This window comes from Pseudomonas sp. MCal1, assembly GCF_026341415.1.
Classification (GTDB): Bacteria; Pseudomonadota; Gammaproteobacteria; order Pseudomonadales; family Pseudomonadaceae; genus Aquipseudomonas.
On the sequence record NZ_JAKUMP010000009.1, the window covers coordinates 187995 to 205067 of the forward strand.

At 57.1% G+C, this 17073-nt stretch carries 18 protein-coding genes; 11 read left to right on the forward strand and 7 right to left on the reverse strand.

What is annotated here, in order from left to right; all coding sequences use genetic code 11:
* The first annotated feature begins 107 nt into the window (after positions 1 to 107).
* The 7 genes from MKZ87_RS16645 to MKZ87_RS16675 all read left to right on the forward strand — a co-directional run bounded on the left by MKZ87_RS16645 (position 108) and on the right by MKZ87_RS16675 (position 5148).
* Complete coding sequence (locus MKZ87_RS16645) at positions 108 to 776, forward strand: polysaccharide lyase family 7 protein (protein WP_227233749.1); 669 nt, start codon at positions 108 to 110, stop codon at positions 774 to 776.
* Positions 777 to 1142: 366 nt separating this feature from the next.
* Positions 1143 to 1505, forward strand: coding sequence for a DUF6124 family protein (locus MKZ87_RS16650; RefSeq protein ID WP_085697804.1), 363 nt, complete (start codon positions 1143 to 1145; stop codon positions 1503 to 1505).
* 266 nt (positions 1506 to 1771) lie between these two features.
* Complete coding sequence (locus MKZ87_RS16655) at positions 1772 to 2203, forward strand: hypothetical protein (protein ID WP_085697805.1); 432 nt, start codon at positions 1772 to 1774, stop codon at positions 2201 to 2203.
* An 811-nt stretch (positions 2204 to 3014) separates the two neighbouring features.
* Positions 3015 to 3557 (forward strand): hypothetical protein, encoded by a 543-nt coding sequence (locus MKZ87_RS16660; RefSeq protein ID WP_139832586.1) that lies wholly within the window; start codon positions 3015 to 3017, stop codon positions 3555 to 3557.
* A gap of 156 nt (positions 3558 to 3713) precedes the next feature.
* Complete coding sequence (locus MKZ87_RS16665; RefSeq protein ID WP_170929723.1) at positions 3714 to 3875, forward strand: hypothetical protein; 162 nt, start codon at positions 3714 to 3716, stop codon at positions 3873 to 3875.
* 114 nt (positions 3876 to 3989) lie between these two features.
* Positions 3990 to 4433 (forward strand): hypothetical protein, encoded by a 444-nt coding sequence (locus MKZ87_RS16670; protein WP_085697806.1) that lies wholly within the window; start codon positions 3990 to 3992, stop codon positions 4431 to 4433.
* Positions 4434 to 4587: 154 nt separating this feature from the next.
* Positions 4588 to 5148 carry a hypothetical protein gene (locus MKZ87_RS16675; protein ID WP_139832587.1) on the forward strand — a complete coding sequence of 187 codons (561 nt, stop codon included), beginning with the start codon at positions 4588 to 4590 and terminating at the stop codon, positions 5146 to 5148.
* A 217-nt stretch (positions 5149 to 5365) separates the two neighbouring features.
* Here MKZ87_RS16675 and fba read toward each other — a convergent pair whose 3' ends face one another.
* From fba to tkt, 6 genes are all read right to left on the reverse strand, one after another.
* Positions 5366 to 6430, reverse strand: a complete 1065-nt coding sequence (gene fba / locus MKZ87_RS16680; protein WP_007959708.1) for a class II fructose-bisphosphate aldolase — start codon at positions 6428 to 6430, stop codon at positions 5366 to 5368.
* Between the two features lie 125 nt (positions 6431 to 6555).
* Positions 6556 to 6888: an MliC family protein gene (locus MKZ87_RS16685; protein ID WP_085697807.1), complete on the reverse strand. Its 333-nt coding sequence runs from the start codon at positions 6886 to 6888 to the stop codon at positions 6556 to 6558.
* A gap of 56 nt (positions 6889 to 6944) precedes the next feature.
* On the reverse strand, positions 6945 to 7166 hold the full coding sequence (locus tag MKZ87_RS16690; protein WP_085697808.1) for a hypothetical protein: 222 nt from the start codon (positions 7164 to 7166) through the stop codon (positions 6945 to 6947).
* A 34-nt stretch (positions 7167 to 7200) separates the two neighbouring features.
* Positions 7201 to 8364 carry a phosphoglycerate kinase gene (locus MKZ87_RS16695; RefSeq protein WP_266201339.1) on the reverse strand — a complete coding sequence of 388 codons (1164 nt, stop codon included), beginning with the start codon at positions 8362 to 8364 and terminating at the stop codon, positions 7201 to 7203.
* Positions 8365 to 8376: 12 nt separating this feature from the next.
* A complete protein-coding gene (gene epd / locus MKZ87_RS16700) occupies positions 8377 to 9429 on the reverse strand; it encodes an erythrose-4-phosphate dehydrogenase (RefSeq protein ID WP_085702883.1) in 1053 nt (350 codons plus the stop codon).
* Positions 9430 to 9609: 180 nt separating this feature from the next.
* Entirely contained in the window at positions 9610 to 11607 is a 1998-nt protein-coding gene (gene tkt, locus MKZ87_RS16705; RefSeq protein WP_085697811.1) for a transketolase, read from the reverse strand.
* Between the two features lie 271 nt (positions 11608 to 11878).
* Here tkt and MKZ87_RS16710 point away from each other — a divergent pair, with 271 nt between their 5' ends.
* From MKZ87_RS16710 to MKZ87_RS16725, 4 genes are all read left to right on the forward strand, one after another.
* Complete coding sequence (locus tag MKZ87_RS16710) at positions 11879 to 12874, forward strand: ArsR/SmtB family transcription factor (protein WP_007959700.1); 996 nt, start codon at positions 11879 to 11881, stop codon at positions 12872 to 12874.
* 18 nt (positions 12875 to 12892) lie between these two features.
* On the forward strand, positions 12893 to 14083 hold the full coding sequence (gene metK / locus MKZ87_RS16715) for a methionine adenosyltransferase (RefSeq protein ID WP_011336330.1): 1191 nt from the start codon (positions 12893 to 12895) through the stop codon (positions 14081 to 14083).
* Positions 14084 to 14286: 203 nt separating this feature from the next.
* Positions 14287 to 15963: an NAD-dependent DNA ligase LigB gene (gene ligB, locus MKZ87_RS16720; RefSeq protein WP_085702885.1), complete on the forward strand. Its 1677-nt coding sequence runs from the start codon at positions 14287 to 14289 to the stop codon at positions 15961 to 15963.
* Between the two features lie 98 nt (positions 15964 to 16061).
* Positions 16062 to 16457, forward strand: coding sequence for a DUF1090 domain-containing protein (locus MKZ87_RS16725; RefSeq protein ID WP_085697814.1), 396 nt, complete (start codon positions 16062 to 16064; stop codon positions 16455 to 16457).
* A 132-nt stretch (positions 16458 to 16589) separates the two neighbouring features.
* On the opposite strand, the gene MKZ87_RS16730 is transcribed toward MKZ87_RS16725, so the two are convergent.
* Positions 16590 to 17039, reverse strand: coding sequence for a c-type cytochrome (locus MKZ87_RS16730; protein ID WP_085697815.1), 450 nt, complete (start codon positions 17037 to 17039; stop codon positions 16590 to 16592).
* Positions 17040 to 17073 lie beyond the last annotated feature (34 nt).

Here is a 17073-nt window from a genome sequence, read left to right on the forward strand (position 1 = left end):
CGGCCGTTAACAAAAAATCCCACTACGCTTATAAAGGCCGCCCCCAAGAACCGCGGGCTAGAGCATCTGGCACGCGCGTACAACTGCAACAGAGTGGAAGAACCGACATGATCGACCTCGCAACCTGGAACCTCAGCGTTCCCGTTGGCAGCCCGCCCTACACCGTCGAAACCTCCAGACTGGTGAACGGCTTCAAGGATCAGTACTTCCATTCCGACACCGGCACCCTGTTCTTCTGGTCCCCGGTGACCGGCTCGAAAACCGAAAACGCCATCTACCCGCGTACCGAACTTCGTGAAACCTACAGCAACGGCACCCTGCGCAACTGGTATTACCCGGACGCCGACAACCTGCTGCGCGCGACCCTCTCGGTCAACAAGGTGCCCAGCTCCGGCAAGATCGTCATCGGGCAGATCCATGCCTATGAAAGCCAGAAGCCGATGCTCAAGCTTGAGTACCAATACAAAGACAAAACCGAGACCGGCAACCTGGTGATCAAACTGCGCACCCATCCGGATCAGGACGAAAGCCGCGTCATCACCCTCGCCACCGGGATCAAACTCAATCGCGAGTTCAACTACCTCATTCACCTGAGCCCCGGCGGCGCGCTGGGCGTGAGTGCGGCCGGGTATCAGTGGGATTCGCAGATCAGCGCGACGTGGCGCAACAAGCCGCTGTATTTCAAGGCCGGCGTGTATGTGCAGGACAACACCGGGTACACCAGCGAGGGCGGGCAGGTGACGTTCAGCAAGCTGGATATCGATCACAATAAATAGCGGTGGCACACACGTTTAAGGCTGCTGTTTAAAGACGATTCGCGTTACGTCCTGAAGCCTACAACGGCTTGCGTCGCTGCCTACCGGTACGCCAGAATCCGCCGGCTTGTGCGCCTGGAGGGCCGTCGGTAACTTGATTCGGGTCACTGATTCGCAGTGATCGGGTTTAGTAGCCTGTGGTGTTTTCAGCTACGTGCAACGCGCTGTCCATCAGACATTCCAGTCTGACTGTGATGGTGGCTGTGCGCAGGGCGCTTCGGCGCGCCGGTTAATGCTGAATACTCCCCGGTCTACTAACCTGCGCACAGCTGCCACCCTTCTTTTAGTAGGGAAGGACCGGCAGCTCCTTACAGGAGTTTTCAGCTTATGTTCAAACCTACGCCTAACCCGCCAGAAACCGATCCGGCCTCCCCCTACGATTCCCTCGACCCCAAAAAACTCAACGAAGCCGCCGAACGCGCCCTCGACCACTACCTCTGCCCCGGCGCCCGTATCATGGCCACGGTCAACGAACCCGACCCCATGTACTTCGCCAACCCCGCCTACAACACCGAATCCCTCCTGGCCAACGCCAGCGAAACCCTCGGCTCCGCCAGCGAAATGCTCAACAACTTCGCCGCCACCCTCCCTCCCGCCGACCGCAAGACTGCGATAGGCATTGCGCAACTGGTGATGCTTGGAGAACTGGCGGTGAATCAGGCGCTGGACCACGTGGAGCCAAAAACTTAATCAGCAACTGGCTGAGGTAACTCATCTACCACAGAACCCGCCATAGGCGGGTTTTCTTCGCGCAGTACCGAAAAACTGCCAACAATAAATCCGTCACCTTCTTAATACGTCGCAAAAAACCAGTATCGACATATAACTATTCGATTTTGAACAAATAAGTAATTGATATAAAAAACTGTCATATTTGACAGTTAGAAAAACCAGAAAAACAACTCACACTATTGACACCAAAGCCAACAAACCTCGAGTAACCAAGAGAGAGCATCATGGCCAAGTACGTCGTACTTCCAGGAGTAACTCTTTATTACAGCGACGCTGTACAGCACCCACTAAAGTCACCATTCGGGGTTAATATGAAAGACCCTCAAAATGTTGTCTACCAGATTCACGGACTACCTTATGCGTCTTACCAGCGCCTATCCGGTATCAGCATAAAACTCCCCGCCAACACACCAATGGCTGGGGACTTGTCTCTCTATATCGACAACGTAACAATGGAAAAATATATCCAGACAATCATAAAAACCCTACGCACCATTTTCCACTCGACAGCGGCGCGACTCAATAGGTACGCCCGCATGAAGCTTAATAGTTTAGGAGCCATAAATCATGGCACAACCGACATACATAGTGACTTCAGCTACAACGTTTTTTTATTCGGACTCTACAATTCCTGCCGAAAAAACTATCGGCATTGACACTAAGTTTCCCCAAAACGCCGCTTATACACTATATGGAAAACCCTATGGGCAATTCCAGAGGCTAGGTGAATTCAACTTGGCTATTGACCCTTCAATCCCTTTACAAGTTGGCCAAACACCCGATGCATATGGTGACAACATCATGACCAACAACCCTGCCAATTTGTTCTCACATAACCGTCAAATATTAGGACCTCAACCGCTTAAAGTTTTTGCTGGAATGCCGGCCATGAGAATACTGGACACTGGAGATATTGAATGCTACGGCTCGGTGACTGATACAGCGAACAACAGGATTTACATAATCCTCTCCAGCGATCATTACCATACAACAGCCATAACCCAAGAACAACGAAACGTACCAAGTTGGGCCAGACAGAAATTTTTAACTAGTAGGATAAGACACACACGATCGCAGAGCATATAAAAACCGCCATATACAAAATCACAAATCTTCCCTATCAAGCTATATCCCCCCAACAACCAAACGGAGAATCAAACCATGAGCACTTCCACACCAACAATATCAACCCAGCGGTCAGTTCCATTTGTGCTTTTCCCATTCGACTCTATAGGTAGGGGCGCGAAATGCTGGATTAGAAGACCTGACGGCACAAGCGAAACAGTCGTATTAGACAACATAGATATGATTAACAGAAAAATTTACGCCACACGTCTCGACGGAACAAGTATTACCGAGGAAATCTCTGACATTGAACTATACCGAGAGAGCTACGTTGAGTGGCAAGCAGCCACAAAAAAATAGCGAGTTAACTTTTTAAAACATCAAAAGATGATGGAGAACAGAATGACTATCTTTCACTCCCAGGGCGAAGGTTTGCAATACAAAATTGGCGACACTATCAACTTCACCCACGACGGGTCAGCACTTTTCGACATGCGAATAATTGGAATCGACCAGACCGCAACCTCTTTAATTGCCGCACCTAATAGTGCTCCAAGCAAACTGAAACCCTACCTATTCAGGAATACAACACTCCTTACAAAAATAAGTTTCAAAGAACCGCCTAAAAACCAACTTTCAGTTGGTACGCAAACGCTCACTGCTTATCCAAGGAATGGTAATGGTGCAGTCTCAGGCGGCTTGATTGCATTTTGGGGAACGCCCGGTGCCGGGAGCACTAATTGGGATGACGGTGAGCCACCCTTAGTTCCACGCCCAGAGCACGCTTGGAATGTCCCTGATTATCCTGGGCAACAAACAAGTTGGCACTCGAACCTTTGCGTTTGCTGGAGGTGTCAGGCGATTTACGCTGCTGCCACTGCTTCTCTTGGTCATCCTGCAACGCCATGGGGAGATTATAGGTACGGTGACCCAGTGAAACCTTGAAAGATCAGAAAGGTGAGCTTAAAAAAATAGAAAAAAGGGGAGAAAAAGGGGACGGATTTATTTATCAACAAATAAATCTTCCCCTTTTTCCTTCCATGTAGACCATTCGATTTTTATACACCGCAAAATACTCACCAGCCAACGGAGGCACTTCACATGGCTAAGTACATCGTTTCTCCTGCACCTCTAGTTTTTTACTCCGATAGCAATATTCCAGCAGAACGAAAAATAGGTTTCGACCCCAAGGATATGAACAATGTTGCCTACACGCTCTACAACAAACCGTATAGCTTGTTTCGGCAAAATGACTTTAAGTGACTTTAAGGGGACAGATTTATTTAACATATGAATCCGCCCCCATAAAAAGCCCCTCATCTTTCCTCAAGCATTGAAAGACAGCGTGACCACCTTAACTAAAAAAGGAAGCTCTCCATGGCCACCCAATACGTTGTAGTTAAAGAACCATTTGCCCATTTCTATTCAGACACAACAACTGAAAGAGCGGAACCCATCATGGGTGTAAAACCAAGAGACACCAATAACGTCGCCTATACCTTGTACAACAAACCTTACGGCAAGTATCAATTTCTGGGCGGCTGTAATTTTTTGCTTCCAACATCCATTCCTTTCATACCCGGCATGGTCGTAGACTTTTATGCAGACAACACAACCACAGGCATAACTGCAAACTCATTCATCAACCAGCTGACACTACCCAGCAACTTCAACAATACCGATGTAAGGATTTTCATGGGCATTCCAGCCATGGACAAACTGGATAACGGCCTGATCGAGTGCTATGGCTCTGTGACAGACGCAGTGAACAACACTGTTTATGTCATGCAGTCTCTTTTCTTCACGATCCAGAAACCTTAGAAAACCGGATCATTGAATACCAAAGTGAAAAATTGAGGGGGCGTAATTTATAAATTTGCCATACACACCAAACCAATGAGTTCATCTGCAGAATAAATAAATCTGTTATCGGTCACTTTAACACCATCACACCAAGAAACCTGGAGTAACTGACATGAGTACAACACAAAACGTACAACGCCAGGTGCACCTGCGCACTGGCGACAAATTCACCGCGATCACAAAAAAAAACAAATTGGTCGACGGCACCATCGAATCGATAGACGGCGCAAGCGTAAAAGTAAAGAATACAGCAGGCATATTAGAAACTATTAGAAAGACTGATATCACTGCACTGCAGCTAGACAATTTTGATTATCATATACTTGATTATGTTGGCTCAAAGCCAGCAGCTTTCAACCCGCAGCCTGACTCCCCAAATATCTATCCGGGAATCGCAGAAACCGTAAGCATACCTAGTTTCCCACCCGCCGACCCAAAACCAATTACTGTTAAACCCTATATCCCTCCTGAACCTGATAGCACTCCGTGGATTTGGGATCGCTACAATAATCCCGGGTACGTGGAGGGTTCAAACGGACAACAATTACAACAAGGCTATGTTAGAAGCGACTCAACTACTTATGCATTGAAATTTACCTTCGAAGCGCAAGAAACAATTGAGGAGTCAACTGAAACCGTCAAGGTAAAAAGATATACATACCGCCCTGCATAAGCCAACCGACGACTCCAAGAGCTCTAGAGAACTATGAAGAGCTTATGGGGACAGCGAAACAAGAACTTATGGGGACAGATTTATTTATCATGCCATTGAGCAAACAGCAGCGCCGTTTGCTCTTACTTTTGGATAACCTCATGGCCCAAGAATATCGTCGCCCATAAAAAATCCGCCTCTCGGCGGATTTTTTATTCAATCAGCTCAACACCCAGTCTCAATTGACCTTGGCGTTCAACTCACCCTTCAGATAACGCTGATACATGCTTTCCAGCGAGATCGGCTTGATCTTCGAAGCATTGCCGGCAGTACCGAAAGCTTCGTAACGAGCGATACATACGTCGCGCATCGCCTTCACGGTTTCGCCGAAGAATTTACGCGGGTCGAATTCGCTCGGGTTGGTGGCCATCAGGCGACGCATGGCGCCGGTGGATGCCAGACGCAGGTCGGTGTCGATGTTGACCTTGCGCACGCCGTGCTTGATGCCTTCGACGATTTCTTCAACCGGTACGCCGTAGGTTTCTTTGATGTCGCCGCCGTACTGGTTGATGATCGCCAGCCACTCTTGCGGAACCGACGAGGAACCGTGCATCACCAGGTGGGTGTTCGGAATGCGCTTGTGGATTTCCTTGATGCGGTCGATCGCCAGCACGTCACCGGTAGGCGGCTTGGTGAACTTGTAGGCGCCGTGGCTGGTGCCGATAGCGATGGCCAGGGCATCAACTTGGGTCTTCTTGACGAAGTCAGCGGCTTCTTCCGGGTCGGTCAGCATCTGGCTGTGATCCAGAACGCCTTCGGCGCCGATGCCGTCTTCTTCACCGGCCATGCCGGTTTCCAGCGAACCCAGGCAGCCCAGCTCGCCCTCAACCGAAACGCCGCAGGCGTGAGCCATGGCGACAGTTTGTTGGGTCACGCGGACGTTGTATTCGTAGTCGGTCGGAGTCTTGCCGTCTTCGCCGAGGGAGCCGTCCATCATCACCGAGCTGAAGCCCAGCTGGATCGAGCGCTGGCAGACGTCAGGGCTGGTGCCGTGGTCCTGGTGCATGCACACCGGGATGTGCGGGAATTCTTCGATCGCGGCCAGGATCAGGTGACGCAGGAACGGGGCGCCGGCGTATTTGCGAGCGCCGGCCGAAGCCTGGACGATCACCGGGGAGTCAGTCTTGTCAGCGGCTTCCATGATGGCGCGCATCTGCTCAAGGTTGTTGACGTTGAAGGCTGGAACGCCGTAGCCGAACTCGGCTGCGTGGTCCAGCATCTGGCGCATGCTGATAAGTGCCATTGTGTGTCTCTCTCCCGGTTTGGGTCGTTAATCGTGCCAGCCTGCCGGAGCGGCGGCGGCTATTCAAGTGATTGCAGATCGGGGGTTGAGGCCCGGCCTGGTGATTCGATAAAGCAAATTCTGTGTTATTGGGCTTTGCAGCCCCGGCCGATCAGATCATTGGTAGCGACCCAGTAGACCAGGCCTTCATTACCTTTGATGTGAAACGCCAGCATGTCGTCGCTGTACAACGTGCCCGAGGCGCCCGGCTCTTCTTTCAGGCGATAGACCTGATCGCCACCGCCCAGTCGCACATCGACTGCCTTCTGGCCGGCGTCGGTGTAACGCCACAGCACCTTGGCCTGGCTGTCGCAGGTCCAGGTGGTCCAGTTATCCACAGGAGCGGACGACTGGAACGGGTTCCACTGCGCACAACCACCCAACAAGCCCAGTGCCGCAACGGCGATCAAACCTTTCATCCGTGTTCCTCGACCGGCAGCGCACGCCGCCGGACTTGAGTAAAGAGTCAGACCGGTCAAGGACAACCATGTTCCTTGGCCGGGGTTTGCGTCTCGTATTTGTCCAGACCGTCCGGCCCCGAGCGCTTGTTCAGCACCGGGTTGGTTTCGGCCTGCCAGTCGGCCTGGTAGCAGCCCTTCTGTGCCTCGCCGGGTGCCGGCTCCGGCGCAGCCTTCGGGTTACTCCCGCAGGCTGCCAATGTACCGGTCAGCAACAACAGCGCTAACGACTTGACCATCTGAACACTCCTTTGCCTGGCCAAACGGGCGGCCTCAGGCCTTGGCCCGGCTTTCCAGGACTTCAACGGCCGGCAGCTCCTTGCCTTCGACGAATTCGAGAAACGCGCCACCACCGGTGGAAATGTAGGAGATCTTTTCTGCCACGCCATATTTATCGATGGCGGCCAGGGTGTCGCCACCGCCGGCAATCGAGAACGCCGCGCTTTCGGCGATGGCTTCGGCCAGCACTTTGGTGCCGTTGCCGAACTGGTCGAATTCGAACACGCCGACCGGGCCGTTCCACAGAATGGTTTTCGACGACTTCAGCAGTTGGGCAAAGTTGGCCGCGGTTTGCGGGCCGATGTCGAGGATCATGTCGTCGGCAGCGACGTCAGCGATCAGCTTCACGGTCGCTTCGGCGCTTTCAGCGAATTCCTTGGCAACCACTACGTCCACCGGCAGCGGGACGCTGACTTTGGCGGCGATGGCACGGGCGGTGTCCAGCAGGTCCGGCTCATACAGCGACTTGCCGACCGGGTGACCGGCTGCAGCCAGGAAGGTGTTGGCGATGCCGCCGCCGACGATCAGTTGATCGCAGATCTGGCTCAGGCTGTTCAGCACGTCGAGTTTGGTGGAGACCTTGGAGCCGGCAACGATGGCCGCCATCGGCTTGGCAGGGGAGCCGAGGGCTTTGCCCAGTGCGTCGAGCTCAGCGGCCAGCAGCGGGCCGGCAGCAGCGACTTTGGCGAACTTGGCAACGCCGTGGGTCGAGCCTTCGGCGCGGTGAGCGGTGCCGAAAGCGTCCATCACGAACACGTCGCAAAGGGCGGCGTATTGCTGAGCCAGGTCGTCGGCGTTCTTTTTCTCGCCCTTGTTGAAGCGCACGTTTTCGAACAGCACGATGTCGCCGGCCTTGACGTCAACGCCGCCCAGGTAATCAGCTACCAGCGGCACTTCACGACCCAGCGCCTTGCTCAGGTAGTCGGCGACCGGCTTGAGGCTGTTCTCGGCGGAGAACTCGCCTTCGGTCGGACGACCCAGGTGCGAGCAAACCATCACGGCCGCGCCTTTTTCCAGGGCCAGCTTGATGGTCGGCAGCGAAGCCAGGATACGCGCATCGCTGGTGACAACACCGTCCTTGACTGGGACGTTGAGGTCTTCGCGGATCAATACGCGCTTACCTTGCAGATCGAGGTCGGACATCTTCAACACGGTCATGGGTCGCACTTCCTACGGTTTTTTTGAAGTCGCTGTCTGCAGATAGTGTTCTGCAACATCCAGCATTCGGTTGGCAAAACCCCATTCGTTGTCGAACCAGGCCAGGATGTTCACCAGCCGGGGGCCGGAAACGCGGGTCTGACTGGCATCGACGATGGCCGAATGTGGGTCATGGTTGAAATCACAACTTGCGTGGGGCAGCTCGGTGTAGGCCAACAGACCTTTGAGCGGGCCGCTGGTGGCAGCCTCGCGCAGGATCCGGTTGACCTCGCCGGCGTCGGTATCGCTCGCGGTCTGCATCGTGATGTCGAGGCAGGACACGTTGACCGTCGGCACGCGTACGGCTTTGGCCTGGATTCGCCCGGCAAGTTCCGGCAGCAGGCGCTCGATACCTCGCGCCAGCCCCGTGGAAACCGGGATCACCGACTGGAACGCCGAACGGGTGCGGCGCAGGTCTTCGTGGTGATAGGCATCGATCACCGGCTGATCGTTCATCGCCGAGTGAATCGTGGTGATCGACACATAATCCAGGCCGACTGCCTGATCCAGCAGACGCAATAGCGGCACGCCACAGTTGGTGGTGCAGGAGGCGTTGGACACCAGCAATTCATCGCCGGTCAGGCAATCCTGATTGACGCCGTAGACGATGGTGGCGTCGACATCCGCCTCGCTGGCCATCGGCTGCGAAAACAGCACACGCGGCGCGCCAGCGTCGAGGAAACGCTGGCCGTCTGCGCGGGTGTGCCAGGCGCCGGAGCATTCGAGCACCAGATCGACGCCCACCGACGCCCAATCGATGCCTTCGGGGGTGGCACTGCGCAGGACCTTCACGCAGCCGCCATTAATATGCAGACAATCGCCGTCGACCCTCACTTCGCCGGGAAACCGGCCGTGAGTGGAGTCGAAGCGTGTCAGGTATTCGATGCTGGCCATGTCGGCCAGGTCGTTGATCGCGACAATTTCAAACCCTGCCTTCTCGCCTCGCTCGAACAACGCACGCAAGACGCAACGACCAATCCGGCCGTAGCCGTTGAGTGCAACTTTGTAGGGACGCGGTTGAGGCATGGGGTTCTCGATTACCGTGGTGTATCCGTTGATGCGATGGCGCCTGAACCATCGCTATCGCGAGCAAGCTCGCTCCCACATGGGGCCTATGTTGCAAACACTATTTGTGTCACACAACAAATCCCCTGTGGGAGCGAGCTTGCTCGCGATGGCGTCAGTTCAGGCGACACCTATTCTGGATCAGTCTTCCAGCAGCTCTTCAGCCTGACCCAGGATGTTTTCCAGGGTGAAGCCGAACTCTTCGAACAGTGCCGAAGCCGGAGCCGATTCGCCGTAGGTGGTCATGCCGATCACGCGACCTTCCAGACCCACGTACTTGAACCAGAAGTCGGCGTGTGCCGCTTCGATCGCGATACGCGCGCCAACCTGCAACGGCAGGACCGATTGCTTGTAGCTGGCGTCCTGAGCATCGAACGCGCTGGTGCATGGCATGGAAACCACGCGCACCTTGCGGCCTTGCTCGGTCAGTTTGTCGTAGGCCTGAACGGCCAGACCGACTTCCGAACCGGTGGCGATCAGGATCAGCTCAGGCTCGCCTGCGCAGTCCTTCAGTACATAACCGCCACGGCTGATGTTGGCGATCTGGCCGGCATCACGGGTTTGGTGCTGCAGGTTCTGACGCGAGAAGATCAGCGCCGACGGGCCGTCCTTGCGCTCCAGGGCGTTTTTCCAGGCCACGGCCGATTCAACGGCATCGGCTGGACGCCAGGTGTCGAGGTTCGGCGTGCTGCGCAGGCTGGTCAGTTGCTCGATCGGCTGGTGCGTCGGGCCGTCTTCGCCCAGACCGATGGAGTCGTGGGTGTAGACGTGGATGACACGCTGCTTCATCAGAGCGGACATGCGCACGGCGTTGCGGGCGTACTCCATGAACATCAGGAAGGTCGCGCCGTAAGGCACCAGACCGCCGTGCAGGGCAACGCCGTTCATGATGGCGGTCATGCCGAATTCGCGCACGCCGTAGTACATGTAGTTGCCGCTGGCGTCTTCGGCGCTGACGCCTTTGCAGCCTTTCCACAGGGTCAGGTTGGAACCGGCCAGGTCGGCCGAACCGCCCAGCACTTCCGGCAGCAGCGGGCCGAACGCGTTCAAGGTGTTCTGGCTGGCTTTACGGCTGGCGATGGTTTCGCCTTTGGCCGCAACGTCGGCGATGTAGGCGTCAGCCTTCTCGGAGAAGTCGGCCGGCAGCTCGCCGCTCAGGCGACGGATCAGTTCATTGGCTTCGGTCGGGAATGCGGCGGAGTAAGCAGCGAAACGCTGATCCCACTCGGCTTCGACAGCGCGGCCTTTTTCCTTGGCGTCCCACTCGGCATAGATGTCGGCCGGGATTTCGAACGGGCCGTGGTTCCAGTTCAGCGCCTGACGGGTCAGGGCGATTTCCGCGTCACCCAGCGGGGCGCCGTGGCAATCTTCCTTGCCTTGCTTGTTCGGCGAACCGAAACCGATGGTGGTCTTGCAGCAGATCAGGGTCGGCAGCGGGCTCTTGCGAGCGGTCTCGATGGCGGTCTTGATCTCTTCCGGATCGTGACCGTCGACATTGCGGATCACCTGCCAGTTGTAGGCTTCGAAACGCTTCGGCGTGTCGTCGGTGAACCAGCCTTCGACTTCGCCGTCGATGGAGATGCCGTTGTCATCGTAGAAGGCGATCAGCTTGCCCAGGCCCAGAGTGCCGGCCAGGGAAGCGACTTCGTGGGAAATGCCTTCCATCATGCAGCCATCACCCAGGAACACGTAGGTGTGGTGGTCGACGATGTTGTGGCCGGGACGGTTGAACTGGGCGCCCAGTACCTTTTCTGCCAGGGCGAAGCCCACGGCGTTGGCCAGACCCTGACCCAACGGGCCGGTGGTGGTTTCAACGCCCGGGGTGTAACCGAATTCCGGATGGCCGGGGGTGCGGCTGTGCAATTGACGGAACTGTTTCAGGTCGTCGATCGACAGGTCGTAACCGGTCAGGTGCAGCAGCGAGTAGATCAACATCGAGCCGTGGCCGTTGGACAGCACGAAGCGGTCACGGTCGGCGAACGATGGATTGCTCGGGTTGTGCTTGAGGTAGTCGCGCCAAAGCACTTCGGCGATATCTGCCATACCCATGGGGGCACCGGGATGGCCGCTGTTGGCTTTTTGCACGGCATCCATGCTGAGGGCACGAATGGCGTTGGCACGCTCACGACGGCTAGGCATCGCTGATCTCCTGGGTGTGAATAGATTGAAACGGAAAAAAGGAGGGCATTTTCCCTCACCCGAGCGCCTCGGGGCAATGACAGATAGTCATCCGGAGGCGTTTTTCCAATGGATAACATCGGTTTCGGCAGGTGAAACCTTTCCGCTGTTCGTTTGTAGAGTTGACCGGACGGTGAGAAGTGCAATCGAATGCGCCATCCATCGAGCAATATCAAAACTTTTTGATATAGACCTTGCGATGCCTTCCGGCCGTCACTAGACTGCCAGCCCTATGAACTTACGTGTGCCTTCCATTCGCCATGACGATTGCGACGAGCTGGCGGCCCTGTGCAAGGCCGGCGGCGATCCACTGCGGCTGAATGTATTGCGCGCCCTGGCCAACGACTCGTTCGGCGTTCTGGAACTGGCGCAGATTTTCGATATCGGCCAGTCCGGCATGAGCCATCACCTTAAAGTGCTGGCGCAGGCGGATCTGGTGGCGACTCGCCGCGAAGGCAATGCGGTTTTCTATCGCCGCGCCCTGCCCCACACCGAGTTGCTGGGCGGCAAGTTGCACGCTGCATTGTTAGAAGAAGTCGACAATCTGGCGCTGCCGGCCGACGTGGAAACCCGGATCGCACAGGTTCACGGGCAACGCGCTGCCAACAGCCAGGACTTTTTTGCCCGGGTCGCGGAGAAATTCCGCGCCCAGCAGGATTTGATTGCCGGCCTGCCGCAGTACCGTGAAAGCGTGCTGGCCCTGCTCGACAAACTGAATTTCAATGGCGCAGCCACGGCCATTGAAGTCGGCCCCGGCGATGGTGCATTCCTGCCGGAACTGGCGCGCCGCTTCGGCACCGTAACCGCACTGGACAACAGCGCGGCGATGCTCGAACTGGCCCGTCAGGTATGTGAACGTGAACAGCTGGCTAACGTCAGCCTGCAATTGGCCGATGCATTGAATGGCGTGAGCCTTCAGGCCGATTGCGTGGTGTTGAACATGGTGTTGCACCATTTCGCCGCGCCGGCCGAAGCGCTCAAGCACATGGCCAGCCTGCTGCAACCGGGCGGTAGCCTGCTCGTGACAGAGTTATGTAGCCACAACCAGAGTTGGGCCAGGGAGGCCTGCGGTGATCTGTGGTTGGGGTTTGAACAGGACGATCTGGCCCGTTGGGCCACCGCTGCGGGACTCGTTCCCGGGGAAAGCCTCTATGTAGGCTTACGTAATGGTTTCCAGATCCAGGTCCGCCATTTTCAGCGACCGGCTGGCGACACTCACCATCGGTAAATTCAGGAAAACATCGAGATGAGCGAATACTCCCTCTTCACCTCCGAGTCCGTGTCTGAAGGACATCCGGACAAAATCGCCGACCAGATTTCCGATGCAGTGCTGGACGCCATCATCGCCCAGGACAAGCACGCACGCGTTGCGGTGGAAACCCTGGTCAAGACTGGCGTGGCCATCGTTGCCGGTGAAGTGACCACCAGCGCCTGGGTCGACCTGGAGCAGATCGTTCGTGACGTGATTTGCGACATCGGCTACACCAGCTCCGACGTTGGCTTCGACGGCGCGACCTGCGGCGTGATGAACATCATCGGCAAGCAGTCCCCTGACATCAACCAGGGTGTTGACCGTGCCAAGCCTGAAGATCAGGGCGCCGGCGACCAGGGCCTGATGTTCGGCTACGCCAGCAACGAAACCGACGTGCTGATGCCAGCACCGATCACCTTCTCGCACCAACTGGTGCAGCGTCAGGCCGAAGCCCGCAAGTCGGGTCTGCTGCCTTGGCTGCGCCCGGACGCCAAGTCGCAAGTGACCTGCCGTTACGAAGGCGGCAAGGTTGTCGGCATCGACGCCGTGGTGCTGTCGACCCAGCACAATCCTGAAGTGTCGTACAACGACCTGCGCGAAGGCGTGATGGAGCTGATCGTCAAGCACGTGCTGCCTGCCGAACTGCTGAGCAAGGACACCCAGTTCCACATCAACCCGACCGGCCAGTTCATCATTGGCGGCCCGGTGGGTGACTGCGGCCTGACCGGTCGCAAGATCATCGTCGACAGCTACGGCGGCATGGCTCGTCACGGCGGCGGCGCGTTCTCCGGTAAAGATCCATCCAAGGTTGACCGTTCGGCTGCCTACGCTGGCCGTTATGTTGCCAAGAACATCGTCGCTGCCGGCCTGGCCGAGCGTTGCGAGATTCAGGTTTCCTACGCGATCGGCGTGGCCCAGCCTACCTCGATCTCGCTGAACACCTTCGGCACCGGCAAGATCAGCGATGACAAGATCATCAAACTGGTCCGCGAAGTGTTTGACCTGCGTCCATACGCGATCACCACCATGCTCGACCTGCTGCACCCGATGTACCAGGAAACCGCAGCCTACGGCCACTTCGGTCGTGCTCCGCAGACCAAGACTGTTGGCGAAGACACCTTCTCCACGTTCACCTGGGAAAAAACCGACCGCGCCGACGCTCTGCGTTCCGCTGCCGGCCTGTAATTTTCCTGGCGGTACAGGAAGCCCCGCACGGTTCGCCGTGCGGGGCTTTTTCATTCGTACTCCGTGGGAGCGAGCTTGCTCGCGAAGAGGCCCGAATCAGCGATATCACATTCGGACTGGAAACAGCTCGCAAAACACCCATCTCTCTCAACAACAAATCCTCGCCTAGCCTTCAAGCATCTACCTGAGCAAGGACGCTCACGATGCTTGCCACACTGCGCCTGTTTTTGTTTTTCCTGCCGGTTTTCCACCTCAATACCTTCGCTGCCACCTGCCCGGACTGGCCCGCCGACCGGGCATCGAGCGAAGTCGCCGCCCTGCAACAACAGATCGACCGTTGGGACGACGCCTACCATCGCGAAGGCCGATCAGTGATCGCCGATGAGCTGTACGATCAGTCACGCCTGCGCCTGAACCAATGGCGCCGATGCTTCAAACTTCCTTCACCACCCGAGCCGTTGCGCACTGCATCAGGCCCGGTGGCGCACCCTGTCGCCCACACCGGCCTGGACAAACTTCATGACGCTGCGGACATCGCGATCTGGCTGCGCAACCGCCAAAACGTCTGGATACAACCCAAGGTCGATGGCGTGGCGGTCACCCTGATCTATCGCGACGGCCGGTTGCATCAGGCAATCAGTCGCGGGGATGGCATTCGCGGGCAGGACTGGACGGCTTCGGCCAAAAAGATCGGAGCCATTCCGCAACAGCTGACGCAACCACAGGATCTGCTGGTGCAAGGCGAACTCTACTGGCGCTTGAACGGACACATGCAGGCACGCGCCGGCGGCGCCAATGCCCGCGCCACCGTGGCCGGCCTGCTGGGGCGCAAGGATCTCGACGCGGAACATGCCGCCGGCATCGGGCTGTTTGTCTGGGACTGGCCGCAAGGGCCTGAGGACTTGCCAGAGCGAATCGCGGCCCTGGCGCAATTCGGCTTTCCCCCCACCGAACCGTACACCCAGGCCGTCGCCAGCCTGAACGACGCGCAACGCTGGCGCGATCACTGGTATCGCTCGCCATTGCCATTCGCCACGGACGGCGTGGTTCTGCGCCAGAGCCAGCGACCGCCCGCCGAACGCTGGCAGGCTCGTCCGCCCTACTGGGCTGTCGCCTGGAAATACCCTTTTGCCCAGGCGCTGGCCGAGGTACGCAAGGTGAATTTCAAGATCGGCCGCACCGGGCGCATCACGCCGGTGCTTGAACTGTCGCCGGTAACGCTCGATGACCGGCAGATCAAACGGGTCAGCGTCAGTTCGCTCAGGCGCTGGCAGGATCTGGACATTCGCCCCGGCGATCAGGTGGCAATCAGCCTGGCCGGGCTGACGATTCCGCGACTCGACAGCGTAGTGCTGCGCAGCAAAGAACGCGCCGATCTGAACGTTCCGCTGGCCAGCGACTTTCATGCCCTGAGCTGCTGGCAACCGACGCCGGGCTGCGAAAGCCAGTTCCTCGCGCGCCTGACCTGGCTCAGCGGGAAACAGGGGCTGGCCCTGCCCCATGTCGGTCGCGGTACCTGGGAGAAACTTCTCGAAACAGGCCGCCTGAACAGCCTGCTGGATTGGTTGACCCTCGACGGGCCGGAGCTTGCTAACATTGCCGGCCTCGGCGAGCGCAGCAGTGCCCGCCTGCTGCACAGTTTTCACAGCGCCCGCCAACGGCCGTTTCTACAGTGGCTCAAAGCCCTGGGATTGCCACCGACCGGTCAGGCAACACTCGCCGATTCGTGGCAGGCGCTGGCACAACGCAACACCGAACAATGGCAGGCAGAAGCCGGGATCGGCCCGGGCCGCGCGGCGCAATTGAGCGCCTTTTTTCGCGACCCGCAGGTACTGGCCCTGAGTGAAACCCTGCAAGCCGCCGGCGTCGACGGCTTCTGAACATGCAATCCCCGGCCCGCCGGGAACCCAATGTCCGCCGGAGCGCTCCAACAGCGCAGTGCTTTACCGACCCGATTGCCTTTGCACATGGAGCTTTTATGAAATTTCTCGCACCGCTCGCCCTGCTGTCTTTCTGCGCAGTCCTCGCCGCTCCCGTGATGGCCGACGAAGACGCGCCGGGCCTGACCGGTTGTGCCGCCAAGAAGCAGGGCATCATCAACCAGATCGAACAGGCCAAGTCGCGCGGCAACACCGACCAGCAGGCCGGCCTCGAAACCGCCCTGCGCGAAGTCACCGAACACTGCACCGACGCCGGTCTGAAGAAAGAACGCGAAAACAAGGTACTCGATGCCAAGCACGAAGTGAGCAAGCGCCAGGCCGATCTGGACAAGGCCATGAAGAAAGGCGATCCGGAGAAGATCGACAAGCGCAAGAACAAGCTCGCCGAATCGCGCAAGGAATTGCAGGACGCGCTGGACGAACTCGACAAGTAACCGCCAATGCGTTGAATGTGATGCCCTCTTCGCGAGCAAGCCCGCTCCCACATCAGACCGGGTTGCTCAGGTGAATACGGTCAAGTGTGGGAGCGGGCCTGTTCGCGAAGGCGTCCACTCAAACAACAGAAATCAATGGTCCCGAAATTCTTTATGGCAGGCACTGCAGGCATCTTCGACTTTCTGCACGGCCGGCCCCAGGTTACTGGCCTTGTAGGGTTGAACCTTGCTGGCGATCACCAGTTCACCGGTAGCCGCTTCAAGGGTGCGGGCCATTTCCTGGAAGCGGGCCTGTTTTTGCCAGACATCGTCCTTGGCGCTGGTGTGATCTTCCTCGCGCACCTGCGGGAAATGTTTCCACGGTTCATGGGACAACGCATCGAGCTTGACCGCACCTTCCGCAAATTTCGGCCCGTCGAAAGCAATGCGCCCGCGCAGCATGCCACCCAGGTCTTCGCTGGTCTTGAGCATCTGTTTGAAGATCGCCTTGCGCTGACCCAGCGGGGAATTCGGGTCGACACCGCCACAGGCGGACAAGGTCAGGCAGGCCAGCAATACAACAGAAATTCTTTTAAGAGTCATGGTGGCTTCAGGTCACGGAAATCGGCGGCCAGTA